Raw genomic sequence first — 15,546 nt, forward strand, 5'->3', positions numbered from 1 at the left:
GGCTATAAGCTGATGTGGTGAACCTGCCCGGATTCCGTGTCGGGCTGATCGAGGAGAGTGGAGACGATACTGGGCTGAGAGGCCTCGTCGTGACGAGCAAATTCGGCCTGAATAGCCTCGTTGGCATGGCAAAGTACCAACTGCCGGCCTTGTTGGCGCAACATAAAGGAATAGGCCAACAGGATATCAATAGCATCTTCCGACAGCTGATCCGTAATCAGACTACAGTCGAGCCAGATAGAGGGTTTGTCGCTACGCGAAGCCCGGTGCAACGACCGTGATAAATCCAACTCCGCCGACTCCGATGAATCAGAAGCCGGGATCAGCAGGAAGCGGTCAGGCAATGGGTCGCGGTGGATATGTAGCATCGTAATTTGGATCGGCTCGTGACCACCCCGAGTGCAAGAGCGGTGAGAATAATGATACTTAAACGGCCAAATCCACATAAAGTGCACGTGAAAGTGGTTTTTTGTCGAAAAATATCAGTTTTCATTAAAATAATCCGATAAACCCGTATAAAAAGTAACATTCTATTACTCAAGCGCTTTACTTGCTCGTTGCTTTGTGAGCATGTTGAACTTGGTAAAGTACAGAACCAGCTAACGGCGCTTTGAGCGCCGCCCGCAGGCCGGCACGCCGCAATACGCGGTTCGTCCAATCGTTGCAGGTGCGCAGTATATAGTAGCGCCCGTATGCTGCAAAGAAGCGGTCGTGAAGGGTATACCCGGGTAAAGCAGCTGGTACAAAGCGTCCGGCGGAGTCAGTCTGAAATGAGGCTTGGATAGTGGCCGCAAGGGTCTGATACTGCGCGGCCGAAATGTGCAACGCTGCCACGCGGGTACCGGGCTGCGGTGGCCCTGCCCACCAGCTCACGTGTAGTAGGGTAGGCGAGGGTAGGGCGGCCCGTAGGGTAGTGCCTACGCCCGGCGTGTGCCCGCCACGGGAGTTACGGTAAAAATCTGCATTGCCCCAGCCAAACGCCACAAAAGGGTAGGCCGCCAGTGGTGCCGGCTGGCCCGGCGCGGTGAGCAGCGGCCGCCAGTCGAGGCCCGTGTGCGGCTCCTGTGTGGGAACTACTACATCGGTATGCAAGCCGTTGGATACCACAAAAACCGGAATGCCGCCGGGCGTTTCGCGGAATTTCCGGTTGATGGGCACCAGGGTGCCGGTGAGCAGAAATAAAACCAACGCAGCAAGCGGCATGGGGTACTGATAGGTTGAGTATTGATGTGCTGATGTGCTGATGTGCTTGTGTGCTTGTGTGTTGATGTGCTTGCGTGCTGATGTGCTTGTGCGCTTGTGTTATCCTGAACATTCCGCGCATCAAGCGGCGACGAAGGACCTTATTACGCGTGAACGGGTCGTTGATACGTCAGTCGTTCATACGTGATAAGGTCCTTCGCAAGCTCAGGATGACAGTTCTTCGTGTCGATCCATTAGGCCATCAATCCATCAATCTTAGCCACCGAAACCACCGCCACCACCTTGTGGCCCTTGGTCGATTTTCTTAGAGGGCTTGCTGTTGCCGAAGAACCAGGTGAAGCCCAGGTAGCCCACGCGAGTTTCGTACTTGGTGCGGAAGTTGGATTCCAGGCCTTCGGAGTAGAGCTGGGTGTAGTTGCGGCGGGTGTTGAAGATGTCGCTCACCCGCAGCGTGAGGGCGGCGCGGTCTTCAAACAGGCGCTGGCGCAGGGCTACGTCAATGCCGTGGAAAGCGGCCAGGCGGCCCTGGGGCGTGAGCTGAGGGGCGCGGTAGTTCGCCGTGAGCTGCACATCGAGCTGCTTGGTGGGCGTGAAGTTGTTCATCACACGAGCCGTGCCCGTAACGGTGCGGCGGTTGCGGCCGTCGCCCAGGAAGCTGGTCACCTCATTGCGGTATACCGAGCCGCTGGCTGTGATTTTCCACCACTTCGCAAGAGGCTGATTCAGTGACATTTCGAGGCCGTAGTTGTTGGTTTGGCCGAAGTTCTGGTAGCTGGTGCGGGTGATGAAGTCGGGCTGGCCGCTGAGACGGGTAGCCGCCGTGTCGATGGCGCGAATGGCCTGAATGGCATCCGTGGTCTGGCGCCAGAACAGCGTGGTTGTCAGTGCGGTTTGTTTCCAGGTGGCCTGGTGGCCTAGCTCCACCGCGTTGATGAACTCGGGCCGCAGCACGGGGTTGCCGATGCGGTAGTTGCGCTGGTCGTTGTAGATGGGTAGGGCCAGCACCTGCATGAAATTGGGGCGGTTGAGGCGGCGCGAGTAGCTGAGTTGCAGGCGCTGGTCGCCGGGCAGGGTACGCACCAGGGTAGCCGTAGGGAACAAGTTGAGGTAGCGCTGAGTGAACTGGCCCGTGTTGGGCAGCACGCGGCCATCGAGGGTGGTGTGCTCGGCCCGCAACCCGCCTTGCAGGCTCCACTTCCCAAACTCCTGTTGGGCGGTGGCGTAGCCGGCCCGCACGTGCTGCTGGTAGCGGTAGGCAAACGACTGATTATCGAGGCGCGTGAAGGATTCGTTTTCACCGGCTTGCAGGAGGTAGTCGGTGGTACCGTCCGACCACCACGACTCGTTGCGCAGGCCCATATCCAGGCGGCCTTTCTCGCCCAGCGGGTGCACGTAGTCGGCCTGGGCTTGCAGCACGTTGATGCCTACGCCGTATAGCTGGCGGCGCTCCTGGCGGGGGTAGGAAGCGGGGCCATCCAGCACGCGCTGCCCTACCTGCACATCTACGCCTACATCTACAAAAGCCACGTTGGCCGTCAGCTCACGCCCTTTGTGCTCAGCCCAGGTGCGGCGGTAGTCTGCCGAGAACACCGATTCGTGCTGCTTCTCGTTGGAGTAGCCCAAGTTGCGCAGGGCCAGCGGGGCATCGGTGCCGCGGGTGAGTAGGGTATTCAAGTTCTCCTGCGAGTTGCCACGGCTCTGGCTCAAATCAGCCGAAACCGTTATTTTCTGGTCTTTTGTCAGGTCGTAGTCTACCCCAAAGCGGCCGCCGTGGTATTGCTGGTGGCGCAGGCTACGCCCAGTCTGGTCGGTGCGGGTAGTCAGGCCCTCCACCGTAGCCGCCTGCCGCAGGTCCGACTCGCCGCGGTAGCGGTTGTCGTTGGCATCGTAGCTACCGAAGAAGTTGAGCTTGCCCAGCTTGCGGTTAGCGCTCAACGACAGGTTATACTTGTCCCGCGTGCCCAAGATACCGGCCGCCTGGCCGTTCCAGCCGTCTTTCTGCTGCTTTTTGAGGGTGATGTTGATGACCCCACCCGCACCGGCCGCGGGATAGCGCGCCGAAGGATTGGTAATCACTTCTACGTTCTCGATGCGGCTGGCGGGCAGCTGCTCCAGCCGGAAGCTGCTGGGGGCGGGTTTGCCATCGAGGTAGATGGCCACGTCGGCACCGCGCAGGGTGGCCTGCCCGTTTTGGTCCACGGCCACGGAGGGCACGTTTTGCAGCACGTCCACGGCCGTGCCGCCGGCGCTGTTCAGGTCCTTGTCTACGTTGATTACCTTCTTATCCAGGTTATCCACCACGGCCGCCCGCTCGCCGGTCACAGTCACTTCGCCTAGCTTGGTAGTAGTGGAGGTGAGCCGCAACGTGCCCAACCGCAGGGTAGGAGTCGCCGCCGTGATGGTTATGGCCCGGCGCAGCGTGCTGTAGCCCACCGCCGAGGTGCGCAGCAGGTAGGCGCCAGGCTGCACCTGCTCCAGGGTAAAGGTGCCGTTTTCAGCGGTTTGCGTGCCCGTAGCCACTTGGCTGCTGTCGCGGGCTTGCAGGAGCACTACAGTGGTGAAGGGGAGGGGCTGGTTGTTAGCAGCATCGAGTAGGGTGCCGGTTATGGTGCCGGCAGTTTGGGCCCAGGCGGTCAGCGGAAAGAGCATAACGAGGAGCCCCAGGCACCGCAGTGCCCGGCGAAAAGTCAGGAAAGAGTTCATCGGAGTGGTGAGTTGGATGAAAAATCCGGCAATGCGAGGCCAGCCGACGGCCGCGGTTCCGTCGAGGGGGAGGGGCATTGCCACCAGTGTAAGCGCATACGTAGGAGGGAAGCTGCTTGCAAGCAGCTCCACGAACCAGAGCACAAAGACTATAACTTGGAAAAGTATAATTTCACAAGAGCATAGTCAGCAGCCCAACCCGTTTGGCGGGGCGGTGTCCGGTGGCCGTGACGGGCGACGCCGGAGTAGGGTCGGGCGCCACAGCGGGTATGTCAGGTTAGTGATTCAAAGGTAGTATAAGGTACTATGCAACGCAAGGTACTAGGTAAATTTATTTTTGATTTTCTATATAGTCGGTGGGAGAAGTGGTATTTGATAGGGTAGATGCACAGGTAGCTGAAACCGTTGCCTATGAATCAGTATTTAGTTGATATACTTGCTATAAAGATTTCAAACCTGAAGCAAGGAAACAGAAAAAGGGAGTTAAAAGGAGCACTGACGTTATCTGTCAGCTCGCTCCTTCTAACTCCCTTTTTTCCCTTCCTTTAATCTAAGGGCGGAATAAATTGGCTATTTCGCGCCCGGCGCCACTACCTGCCCATTGCGGAAGGTTTTCTTTTCCTGCACTGCCTTGCCATCGGCTTTATAATACGTCCACACACCGGTTTCTTTACCATTGCGGAATGCACCTGCTACCTCTAAAGTACCATCTTCGCGTAGCTGGCGGTAGGGGCCGGCCTTCAGGCCTTTGGCATACGTGGTTTCGCTCTTGAGCTTGCCCGAAGGGTAAAATTCCTGCTTCAGACCGGTGGGGCGGCCGTTTTCGTAGGTCACGCGGCTTTGCACGGTGCCGTTCTCAAAATACTCCAGCCGCTCGCCCACCAGCTTGCCGTTTTGGTAAGGGTCCACGAAGTGGGGCTGCTTGCCATCGGCGAAAAACGTACGCCACGTGCCGGCCGGCTGGCTGTTCTTGAACTGCTGCTCGGCCTTCAGGGCGCCAGTTGGGTAGTAGGTCGTGAGTTTTCGGTCGCGGGCCTGGTTGCTGTACTCGATTTCCTGCTCCACTTTGCCCGACTCGTAATAGTCCTTCTGCGTGCCCACCAGCGTGCCGTTTTTGTAGGTCATGGTGCTTTTGATGGCGCCACTTTCATAGTAGGATTTGGCGGGGCCATCGAGGTTGCTGGTGCCGCCTAGGTTAGCGGTGGGGGCTTTGGTGCTGTTGTCGGCCAGGGGGTTGGTCACGGCCCGCTGCTGAAGGGTAGCAGCGGCGTAGTTGCCCTCGGTGCGGAGCTTGCCCGAGGGGTAGTAGCTGCGGTAGGTGCCCTTGCCCTTGGCGTCAGCCTGCACTTCGGTGTCTACCTGGCCGTTGGGGTAGTAGGTTTTGTAGGAGCCCGTGAGCAGGCCGCCCCGGTAGGTCGACTCGCTTTGGAGCTGGCCGTTTTCGTAGTAGGTTTTGGACGGGCCGTTGGGCTGCCCGTTGGCGTAGGTGATTTCCGACTGCACCTTGCCCGAAGGATACAGCTCCCGCACCACGCCGGCCGGCTGGCCGTTGGTCAAGGTGGTTTCCATCTTGATCTTGCCATCGGGGTGGTAATAGCGCAGCGTGCCGGTGGGCTGGTCGTTGGCGTAGGTGCCTTCCTGCGCCACCTGCCCCGAGTTGTAGAACGTTTTGAACGGCCCCTGCCGCTCGCCCTGCCGGAAGGTTACCTCCACCCGCTTCTTGCCATCCGGAAAAAACTCCACGTAGGCACTATCGGCCTTGCCGGCACGGTAGCTGGTCTGGGCCTCCAGCGCGCCCGAGCGGTAGAAGCGCTTATACGGGCCTTCCATCACAGTGTCGCCGGCCACAACGGCCGAGTACACCTCGCGCACCCTTGTTTTGGTCGAGTCCTGGTACGTGACCAAGCGGCGCAGTTTCTGGGGGTAGGCGAGGGTAGGCAGTAGCAGCAGCGGGAACAGCAAACGTTTCATGCTGACAAGAACGGAAAGTTGGGGAAGAAAATTTCTCGCAGAGGTTCGCGGAGGTAAAACGCAGAGGTCCGCAGAGTTCTGACGATGGTTGTCGTTGAACTCTGCGAACCTCTGCGTTTTACCTCCGCGAACCTCTGCGAGAAACGTATCAGGCAAACATGGCCACCGCGTCTTTGCTGGGTAGGGCGGTTTTGCCGGTCAGGAACAAATCCACCTGCCGAGCAGCTTCCCTACCTTCCGAAATGGCCCACACCACCAGCGACTGGCCCCGGCGCGCATCGCCGGCCACAAACACCTTGTCGACGTTGGTGCGGTAGTCGCGCTCGGTGGCTTGCACGTGGCCGCGCTCGTCCAGCTCTACTTTCAAATCTGTCAGCAGGCCATCATGCCGCGGGTGCAGGTAGCCGATGGCCAGGAAAGCCAGTTGGGCCGGAATCTCGCGCTCGGAGCCGGCAATCTCCTCGAACTTGATGCGCTTGCCCCGCTCGTCGGTTTCCCAGGTGATGTCCGTTACCAGCAAGGCCCGCAGGTTGCCCTGCATATCGCCCAAAAAGGCTTTAGTGTTCACGCCCCAGTGCCGCTCGCACCCTTCCTCGTGCGAGCTGGTGGTGCTGAGCAGCAGGGGGTAGGTAGGCCAGGGCATGTGCTTGGTGCGCTCCTTGGGCGGCTCCATCATCATAGCAAACTGCCGCACCGAGCGGGCGCCTTGGCGGTTGGCCGTACCCACGCAGTCGGAGCCGGTGTCGCCGCCGCCAATGACCACCACGTCTTGGTCGGTGGCGAAAACCGGCTCGTGCTCGTGTACCCAATCGGGCTGGCTCACGCGCTTGTTTTGCTGGTTGAGGTAATCCATGGCAAAGTGGATACCCTTCAGGTCGCGGCCCGGGATGGTGAGGTCGCGCGGGATGGTAGCGCCCCCGGCCAGCACCACGGCGTCGAAGGAGTTCATCAGCTCATCGGCCGAAATATCCTTGCCTACCTCCGTGTTGCACCGGAACTCGATGCCGTCTTTTTCCAGTAGCTCAATGCGGCGGTCAATCACCCACTTTTCCAGCTTAAAATCGGGAATACCGTAGCGCAGGAGCCCGCCCGGTCGGTCGTCGCGCTCGAATACCGTTACGGTGTGACCGGCCTTGGTCAGCTGCGCCGCCGCCGCCAGTCCCGCCGGCCCCGAGCCTACCACAGCCACCGTCTGGCCGGTTTTCAGCACGGGCGCGGTAGGCTGCACGAAGCCTTTCTCGAACGCAATTTCGATGATGTGCTTTTCAATTTCCTCAATGGCCACGGGCTGGCTATGAATGCTCAGCACGCACGCCGACTCGCAGGGCGCGGGGCAGATGCGGCCCGTAAACTCGGGGAAGTTGTTGGTAGACGCCAGAATGCGGTAGGCCTCCTGCCAGTCTTGCTGGTACACGGCGTCGTTGAACTCGGGGATGATGTTGCCCAGCGGGCAGCCCGAGTGGCAGAACGGAATGCCGCAGTCCATGCAGCGCGCCGCTTGGTGGTTCAGCTCCGCCTCCGAGTACATCCCAATAAACTCCTGGTAGTGGCGCACGCGCTCGGTAGGGGCCACTTTGGGAGGTAGGACGCGGGGAAATTCTTTGAAACCGGTGATGTGGGACATGGGTTCTGGTGTTCACCCCACCCCCGGCCCCCTCCCCTCCGGGAGAGGGGGTGCCAGACGACAGGGATTTTTGACTGCTTAAGTATTGTATTGAATGCTGCTCAACAAGCATTTACCATTCACTATGTAATATTTCGTCGGCTGGCTCCCCCTCTCCCGGAGGGGAGGGGGCCGGGGGTGAGGCCAATCGTTGAACGACGGGCGCCTGCAAGGCGCCCCTACCGCACGGGCTCGTACTTGGCCATTTTCAGCACCTTCTTATATTCCACGGGGAACACCTTGCGGAACTTGCCGGCGGCTTCCTGCCAGTTGCCGAGCAGGTAGGCGGCCAGCTGGCTGCCGGTGAGGTGCTGGTGCTTGCGCAGCAGCGTTTGGATCTGGTCCTCGTCTTCGGTGTCGAGGCCTTCCAGCTCCACCATTTCCATGTTGCAGTTTTCGCGGAAAGTGCCGTCCTCGTCGTATACCCAGGCAATGCCGCCGCTCATGCCAGCCGCAAAGTTGCGGCCGGTTTTGCCCAGAATCAGGGCGCGGCCGCCAGTCATGTACTCGCAGCCGTGGTCGCCCACGCCCTCCACCACGGCGGTGGCACCGGAGTTGCGCACCGCAAACCGCTCGCCGGCCTGTCCGCGCACGAACAGCTCGCCGCTGGTAGCGCCGTACAGCGCCACGTTGCCGATGAGGATGTTCTGCTCCGGTACGAAACCGCTGTTTTTGGCAGGGTAGATGGTGAGTTGGGCGCCGCTCAGCCCCTTACCCACGTAGTCATTGGCCTCGCCTTCCAGCTCAAACGCCAGGCCCTTCACGCAAAATGCCCCAAAGCTCTGCCCGGCCGAGCCGGTGAACTTGTAGTTGATGGTATTCTCGGGGAGGCCGGCGGCGTGGTAGCGCTTGGTGATTTCGTTGGAAAGCAGCGTGCCCAGGGTACGGTCGGTGTTTTTGATGGGGAAGGTGGCAAACACCGGCTCGCGCTCATTCAGGGCGGGTTGAGCGTGCTCCAGCAGCTGCCAGTCCAGGATATTATCGAGGCGGTGGTCCTGGGTTTCGCTGTTGTAGAGGGTGCCACCGCCGGGGTTCAGCACCAGCTGCAACATACCCGACAGGTCGATGGTGCGGGCTTTCCAGTGGTCGATATCGTCGCGCACTTTCAGGTACTGCACTTTGCCAATCATCTCATTCACCGTGCGGAAGCCCAGTTCGGCCATAATCTCGCGCAGCTCCTCGGTCATAAACCGGAACAGGTTCACGATATGATCGGCCTGACCCGTGAACAGCTTGCGTAGCTCGGGGTCCTGGGTGGCAATGCCTACCGGGCAGGTGTTGAGGTGGCATTTGCGCATCATCACGCAGCCGCCGGCAATGAGGGCGGCCGTGGCTACGCCCCATTCCTCGGCGCCCAATAGGGCTGCTACGGCTAGGTCGCGGCCGGTTTTCACCTGACCGTCGGCTTGCAGCACCACGCGGCTGCGCAGGCGGTTGCGCACCAGGGTTTGGTGGGCTTCGGCCAGGCCCAGCTCCCAGGGTAGGCCGGCGTGCTTGATGGAGCTGATGGGCGAGGCGCCCGTGCCGCCGTCGTAGCCGGCAATCAGGATGGCGTCGGCGTGGGCTTTGGCAACGCCGGCCGCAATGGTGCCTACGCCGGCCTTGCTCACCAGCTTCACGTTGATGCGGGCGGCGCGGTTGGCGTTCTTCAGGTCGAAGATCAGCTGGGCCAGGTCCTCAATGGAGTAGATGTCGTGGTGAGGCGGGGGCGAAATCAGCCCTACCCCCGGCGTGGAGTGGCGCGTTTTGGCAATCCACTCGTCTACCTTGTGGCCGGGTAGCTGGCCGCCCTCGCCGGGCTTGGCCCCCTGCGCCATCTTGATTTGCAGCTCGTCGGCGTTGGTGAGGTAGTGCGCCGTCACGCCGAAGCGGGCCGAGGCAATCTGCTTGATGGCCGAGCGCATGGAGTCGCCGTTGGCCATTTTTTCGTAGCGCATGGGGTCCTCGCCACCCTCGCCGGTGTTGCTCTTGCCGCCGATGCGGTTCATGGCAATGGCCAGGGTGCTGTGCGCCTCGTGCGAAATCGAGCCAAACGACATAGCGCCCGTGGCAAAGCGGTGCATGATGCTCTCGGCCGGCTCTACCTCGCTCAGCGGCACGGCGCTGCGGTGGTGGGCAAAGTTCAGCAGGCCCCGAATGGTGAAGGCCTTTTCCGTCTGCTCGTTGATGAGGCGGGCGTACTTCTGGTAGGTTTTGTAGTCGTCGGTGCGGGTGGCGTATTGCAGCAGGTGCACCGTTTGGGGGTTAAACAGGTGCGCCTCGCCGCGGCGCTTCCACTGGTAGAGGCCGCCCTCAGGCAATAGGTGCACCTGCTCGGGCGAGTTGTCGTGGAAGCCGTGGTGGTGCTTGTAGAGGGTTTCGCGGGCAATTTCATCGAGGCCCAGGCCACCGATGCGCGTCACGGCCCCGCAGAAGTAGCGGTCTACTACCTCCTGGTTGAGGCCCAGAATCTCGAACACCTGCGCGCCGTGGTAGGATTGCAGGGTAGAGATGCCCATTTTGGAGAAGATCTTCAGCAGGCCGTCGCACACCGCCTTGATGTAGTTCTTCACCAGCGCCGGGGCGTCCAGCTTGGTTTCCAGCTGGCCCGCGGCCTGCATGGTCTTGATGCTGGCCAGCGCCAGGTAGGGGTTGATGGCCGTAGCCCCAAAGGCTAACAAACAGGCAAAATGGTGCACTTCCCACACGTCGCCGGCCTCTACCACCAGGCCCACGGCCCCGCGGTAGCCTTTCTTAATCAGGTGGTGATGCACGGCCGATACGGCCAGCAGTGACGGAATAGCGGCGTGCTCCGAGTCCAGGGCCCGGTCCGAAAGAATCAGCACCTCAAAGCCATCCTCCACTGCGTCCTCGGCGTAGCGGCACAGGCGGGCCAGGCCAGCCTCCAAAGAACCCGGCTTGCCGTCGGCGCGGAAGTAGGTTTGCAGGGTTTTGGCATTGAACATGCCCGTGTCGATGCTACGCAGCTTTTCCAGCTCGGTGTTGGTGAGCACCGGCTGTTGCAGGGCCACGCAGTGGCAGTGCATCTTGTCCTCGTCCAGGATGTTGCCGTTGTTGCCCATAAAGGTCGCCAGGCTCATCACCAGCCGCTCCCGAATGGGGTCGATAGGCGGATTGGTTACCTGGGCAAAGAACTGCTTGAAGTAGCTGCTCAGGTGCTGGGGCCGGTCCGAGAGCACAGCCAGCGGTACATCTACGCCCATCGAGCCAATGGGCTCTTTGGCTTCCAGGGCCATGGGCTTGATGAGCGTGTCGATGTCCTCGCGGCTGTACCCAAACACCTGGTGGTACTTGAATACGGCCTCCGCATTGAGGCCGGTGAAGGCCAGGCGCGGCTCGGGCAGCTCCTCCAGCCGGATTTTGTAGTTCTCCAACCACTGCCCATAGGGTTGCTGCGTGGCAATGTGGTGCTTGATTTCCTCGTCGGTGATAATGCGGCCGGCTTCAATGTCCACCAGCAGCATCTTGCCCGGCTGCAAGCGGCCCTTGCGCACAACAGTGTGCGCCGGAATATCCAGCACGCCCGCCTCGGAGGCCACAATAATGCGGTTGTCGTTGGTGATGGTGTAGCGCAGGGGGCGCAGACCGTTGCGGTCCAGCATCGAGCCGATGATGTGGCCGTCGGTGAAGGTGAGGGCGGCCGGGCCGTCCCAGGGGGCCATCAGGGTGGCGTTGAACTCGTAGTAGGCTTTTTTGAGGGCGTCCATCTGTTCGTTGCCGTCCCAGGCCTCGGGCACCAGCATGGTCATCACCTGGGGTAGGGAGCGGCCCGAGTGCAGCAGGATTTCAATGATGTTGTCCAGGCAAGCCGAGTCCGACTGGTTGTTGTCGATAACAGGCAGCAGCAGTTCCATTTCCTCCGGCGTGAAGTAGGCCGAGGAGATGGAGCGCAGGCCGGCATAAAACCAGTTCAGGTTGCCGGTGAGGGTGTTAATCTCGCCGTTGTGGGCCAGCATCCGGAAAGGCTGGGCCAGCTTCCAGCTCGGGAAGGTGTTGGTGGAAAAGCGCGAGTGTACCATGCCAAACGCCGACACCACCCGCGCATCCGATAGATCGGGGTAGTAGGAGCGCACCTGGTAGGTGGTGAGCTGCCCCTTATATACGATGACGCGGCAGGATAGCGAGGTGAAGTAGAAGGCCTCGTTGCCCAGCTCCACCGTCTCGTTCACGCGCTTGTTGATAGCGCGGCGCAGCACGTAGAGCTTGCGCTCGAAATCGTCGTCGGTAGCCAGGCCGGCGGGGCGCCCAAAGAACACCTGCTCCACCTGCGGCTCCGCCGATAACGCCGTTTCGCCAATGCCGGCCGGGTTCACGGGCACCTTGCGGAAACCCAGCACCGGCACGCCCAGCTGGCCGGCTACATCCGTAATAATGGCCTTGCTGGCGGCGTAGGTAGCAATGCGCTTGGGCAGAAACAGCATCCCTACCCCATACTGGCCCGGCTCGGGTAGGCGCACGGCCTGGTCGATGCACTCATCAAGCAAGAACTCGTGCGGAAGCTGGAACAGGATGCCCGCCCCGTCGCCTGAGTCGGAGTCGCAGCCACAGGCGCCGCGGTGCTCCATGTTCTCGAGCATGGTGAGAGCATCGGAGATGGTTTGATGGGATTTTTGTCCGTCAATGGCCGTAATAAAGCCTGTGCCGCAGGAGTCGTGCTCGAATTCCGGACGGTACAGTCCCTGCTGGTTGTCACCGGTAAGTTTCATCGCGAAAGAATAGCCTGATGCCGCAACCAGAAGTAGTGCAGCCTAGCTAAAAATTTAAGTTATAACAAAATGTTCGATTTGTCATAGTTGCAAGTAGTTTTAGTGAGATTATTTATGCTTTTGTCAATAAAAAGGCAATTTATTAACAAATGCGTAACGTAATTTGGGGCTTTCGTGCCATTGCCGCTCGTGCGTGCACGCGTGAGTAGCAGTGCAGCCAAAGCGCTTATTTAACTACCGGCAACGTGAAGCAGAAGGTGCTGCCGCTGCCCAGCTCACTCTCTACCCACAGCCGGCCGCCCTGTGTAGTGATGAACTCGCGGGCAATGCTCAGGCCCAGACCCGAGCCGCCCCGGTAACCCGCCTTGTCCGGGATTTGGGCAAAGCGCTGGAAGATGCGTTCGTGGTGTTCAGTGGCAATGCCAGGGCCGTGGTCTACCACCTGCACCTGCACAAATCCGTTGGTGGCGGTGGCCATTACAGTCAGCACCTCCCCGCTGGGCGAGTAGCGGATGGCATTGGCGAGCAGGTTGATGAGCACCCAGGTGGTTTTTTCCACGTCGGCGCGCACGGGGGGTAGGGTAGGGGGCAGCTGCAAGTCCAGCCGTAGCTGTTTGTCGGCCAGCTGGGGGCGCACGGTGTCGGTGGCGTAAGCTACGATTTCGGCCAGGCCAGTAGGCTGCAGGTCGAGTTGGATGCCAGCCCCGGCATCGAGGCGCGACACGGCCAGCAGCTCGGCCACCATGCGTTGCAGACGCTGGGTTTCCTGGCGGATGTGGGTGGTCACGCGCTGGCGCTCGTCAATGGGCAGGCGCTCATCTTGCAGCAAGCGGGCATTCAGGTTGATGCTCGATAAGGGCGTTTTCAGCTCGTGCGATACCGTGGCCAGGAAATCCGACTTCACCTGATCCAGCTTCTTGAAATCCGAGACGTTGCGCAGAGTCAGCATTTGGCCTACCAGCTCGGTTTTGTCGGTGGCTTCGTTGTAAGAAATCAAATCCTGCACGGCTAACTGGTAAAATGCCTCCTCCCCGCGGTAGGCAATGTGCAGCAACGGGGCCGCTGCCACGGCCGCGGCCTGATTGGGCGCATCCAGGGGCAGCAGTAGCGTGTGCAGCAGGTCGTTTTCGAGGCGCACCTGGGTGGCCGACTGCCCCACGAGCCGGGTGGCGGGTAGGGCCAGCAGCTCGCACATCACGGGGTTGGCCAGCAGAATCCGCCGGTTTTCGTCGAGCAGCAGCAGGCCTTCGTCCAGGGTATCCACGATGCTGGCGGCGCGGTTGCGCTCCGTAATCAGCTCGGCGGTGGTGGAGGTGCGGTACTCGCGTAGCTGGGCCAGCATCTGGTTGAAGGCCCGCGCCACCTGCCCAAATTCGTCGCGGCTTTCCTGCGGGATGGTGGCCGTGAAGCCGCGCTCGGTGGCGTGGCTGAGCGCGGCCGTGAGCTTGCGCAGAGGCTGCACGGCTATTTCGGGAACGCTGCCCGCCAGCGCCAGCGCCAGCAGCGTAGCCAGGGTAATAAACACCAACAAGTTACGATTGGCCCGGTCGGTGCGCTGGTTGGCGGCTTCGGTTTTGCGGGTAAGAGCCTCCGTGTTCAGGGAAATGACGCGGTAGGTAAGCCCCCGAAGTGTTACTAACGGAGACGCCACTTGCAGCCGACCGTCTTGCGCGGCCTGCTGGGCCTGCACCAACTGTTGGGTGCCGCGCACCAGCGCATCAGCAAGCTGCTGCTCGCCGGGCTCGGTGATGTTGCGGGCTTCCTGCTGCACCAGCGCCATAAATTGGGCGGTGCCAGTAGTGTCTTGGATGGGCTTTTGGGCCAGCTGGTCGAGGCTGCGGAGCATGCGGTGGCCCAGCTCCACGGAATACAGGTTGGCCGTGAGGGCATCGCGGGAGCTACGGTCGAGCTGGCGCAGCGAGTACCACGCGTAGCCCCCAATGCTGAGCACCAGCAGCAGCATGGCCAGAAAGCCCAGGTTTATTTTCGTTTTAAGATTCATCGGGAAGGGGAGCCGGTTGTAGTGATGCTGAGCGGAGTCGAAGCATCTCTACCGCTTAGTTTGATAATAAATTGATTACTCACGGTAGAGATGCTTCGACTCCGCTCAGCATGACACGATCTTTAATACGTTACCAAATACACATCGAGGGTAGGGGTGGTGCGGGCTACCGCGCGGAGCAAGTCGTGCGTTACGCTGCGCCTACTGACCTGCTCCCACAGCCCTTTTTCGCCGGTGATGCCGCACACCAGCAGGGTAGCATTCTTCTCTTGCGCTACCTGCCGGATGGCGCCTACCACATCATCTTCCTTCACCCGCAAAATCTGGGCGCCCAGTTCGGTGGCTAGTTGCAGGTTCTTTAATAGGTGTCGTTGGGTAGCCAGCCCAATGCGGTCGGCGGTTTCGCGGGCGGTTTGCACGTAGAGCACGTACCACACGGCCGCGCCCAACTGATCGGCCAGGCGCGAGGTTTTGCGGATGATTTCGCGGGCCGCGCGCTCGTTGGAGTTGATGCAGGCCAGCAGCCGGTCGTCGGTGCGGCGGGGGGCGGCCACGGCGGGCGCGCCGCCGGCATCGGAGGCCACCTGCTGGCCCAGTAGCTGCGCTACCTCGCGCACGGCCAGGCGGCGCAGCTGCAATAGGTTTTCGGCCTGAAAAAAACCGTTGAGGGCGGTAGGTATTTTGGCGGCGTGGTAGATGTGGCCTTCCTCCAGGCGGGTGCGCAACTCGCCCACGGTCAGGTCCACGTTCACTACTTCGTCGGCCAGCCTCAGGAGGCGGTCGGGGATGCGCTCGGTCACGTCGGTGCCGGTGATGCGCAGCACCTGGTCGTGCAGGCTTTCCAGGTGCTGCACGTTCACGGCCGTAATCACCGAAATACCCTGCTGCACCAGGTATTCCACGTCCTGCCAGCGCTTTTCGTGGCGCGAGCCGGGTACGTTGGTGTGGGCCAGCTCGTCTACCACCACCACCTGCGGGCGGCGCTGCACAATGGCTTCTAGGTCCATTTCTTCCAGCGCCTTACCCTTGTAAAACAGCTGTTTGCGCGGCAGCAGGGGCACGTTGCGCAACTGGGCCACGGTGCCGGCGCGCTGGTGGGTTTCGATGTAGCCGAGCAGCACATCTACGCCGTGCTGGTGCAAGTCGTGGGCTTCTTGCAGCATGCGGTAGGTTTTGCCTACCCCGGCAGCCAGGCCCAGGTACACCTTCAGGGTGCCGCGGCGCTTGGCTTGCACAAGGTGCAGAAACCGCTCGGCGGAGGTGTCGCGTAGAGCTTGCTCGGTGCTGGTCATTGGGTG

Annotated in this window: 8 protein-coding genes; all 8 read right to left on the bottom strand. The window is 60.8% G+C overall.

Annotated elements, in window-relative coordinates:
- Positions 1 to 2 precede the first annotated feature (2 nt).
- The 8 genes from H8B15_RS00535 to H8B15_RS00570 all read right to left on the bottom strand — a co-directional run bounded on the left by H8B15_RS00535 (position 3) and on the right by H8B15_RS00570 (position 15,540).
- Positions 3 to 368 (bottom strand): hypothetical protein, encoded by a 366-nt coding sequence (locus tag H8B15_RS00535; protein ID WP_187317708.1) that lies wholly within the window; start codon positions 366 to 368, stop codon positions 3 to 5.
- 178 nt (positions 369 to 546) lie between these two features.
- Positions 547 to 1,203 carry a TIGR02117 family protein gene (locus tag H8B15_RS00540; protein WP_187317709.1) on the bottom strand — a complete coding sequence of 219 codons (657 nt, stop codon included), beginning with the start codon at positions 1,201 to 1,203 and terminating at the stop codon, positions 547 to 549.
- A 255-nt stretch (positions 1,204 to 1,458) separates the two neighbouring features.
- Positions 1,459 to 3,984, bottom strand: a complete 2,526-nt coding sequence (locus tag H8B15_RS00545) for a TonB-dependent receptor (protein ID WP_187317710.1) — start codon at positions 3,982 to 3,984, stop codon at positions 1,459 to 1,461.
- A gap of 492 nt (positions 3,985 to 4,476) precedes the next feature.
- A complete protein-coding gene (locus H8B15_RS00550; protein ID WP_187317711.1) occupies positions 4,477 to 5,877 on the bottom strand; it encodes a toxin-antitoxin system YwqK family antitoxin in 1,401 nt (466 codons plus the stop codon).
- A gap of 148 nt (positions 5,878 to 6,025) precedes the next feature.
- Complete coding sequence (locus tag H8B15_RS00555; RefSeq protein WP_187317712.1) at positions 6,026 to 7,501, bottom strand: glutamate synthase subunit beta; 1,476 nt, start codon at positions 7,499 to 7,501, stop codon at positions 6,026 to 6,028.
- Positions 7,502 to 7,719: 218 nt separating this feature from the next.
- Positions 7,720 to 12,246 carry a glutamate synthase large subunit gene (gene gltB / locus H8B15_RS00560; RefSeq protein WP_187317713.1) on the bottom strand — a complete coding sequence of 1,509 codons (4,527 nt, stop codon included), beginning with the start codon at positions 12,244 to 12,246 and terminating at the stop codon, positions 7,720 to 7,722.
- Positions 12,247 to 12,472: 226 nt separating this feature from the next.
- Positions 12,473 to 14,248 carry a HAMP domain-containing sensor histidine kinase gene (locus H8B15_RS00565; protein WP_187317714.1) on the bottom strand — a complete coding sequence of 592 codons (1,776 nt, stop codon included), beginning with the start codon at positions 14,246 to 14,248 and terminating at the stop codon, positions 12,473 to 12,475.
- Positions 14,249 to 14,370: 122 nt separating this feature from the next.
- Positions 14,371 to 15,540: a universal stress protein gene (locus H8B15_RS00570; RefSeq protein WP_187317715.1), complete on the bottom strand. Its 1,170-nt coding sequence runs from the start codon at positions 15,538 to 15,540 to the stop codon at positions 14,371 to 14,373.
- Positions 15,541 to 15,546 lie beyond the last annotated feature (6 nt).

This window comes from Hymenobacter citatus (genome assembly GCF_014333615.1).
Classification (GTDB): domain Bacteria; phylum Bacteroidota; class Bacteroidia; order Cytophagales; family Hymenobacteraceae; genus Hymenobacter; species Hymenobacter citatus.

What these genes read in the sequence shown, in the direction of transcription:
- H8B15_RS00535 (WP_187317708.1), bottom strand. Translation starts at nt 368, where the DNA reads ATGCTACATATCCACCGCGACCCATTGCCTGACCGCTTCCTGCTGATC.
- H8B15_RS00540 (WP_187317709.1), bottom strand. Translation starts at nt 1,203, where the DNA reads ATGCCGCTTGCTGCGTTGGTTTTATTTCTGCTCACCGGCACCCTGGTG.
- H8B15_RS00545 (WP_187317710.1), bottom strand. Translation starts at nt 3,984, where the DNA reads ATGCCCCTCCCCCTCGACGGAACCGCGGCCGTCGGCTGGCCTCGCATT.
- H8B15_RS00550 (WP_187317711.1), bottom strand. Translation starts at nt 5,877, where the DNA reads ATGAAACGTTTGCTGTTCCCGCTGCTGCTACTGCCTACCCTCGCCTAC.
- H8B15_RS00555 (WP_187317712.1), bottom strand. Translation starts at nt 7,501, where the DNA reads ATGTCCCACATCACCGGTTTCAAAGAATTTCCCCGCGTCCTACCTCCC.
- gltB (WP_187317713.1), bottom strand. Translation starts at nt 12,246, where the DNA reads ATGAAACTTACCGGTGACAACCAGCAGGGACTGTACCGTCCGGAATTC.
- H8B15_RS00565 (WP_187317714.1), bottom strand. Translation starts at nt 14,248, where the DNA reads ATGAATCTTAAAACGAAAATAAACCTGGGCTTTCTGGCCATGCTGCTG.
- H8B15_RS00570 (WP_187317715.1), bottom strand. Translation starts at nt 15,540, where the DNA reads ATGACCAGCACCGAGCAAGCTCTACGCGACACCTCCGCCGAGCGGTTT.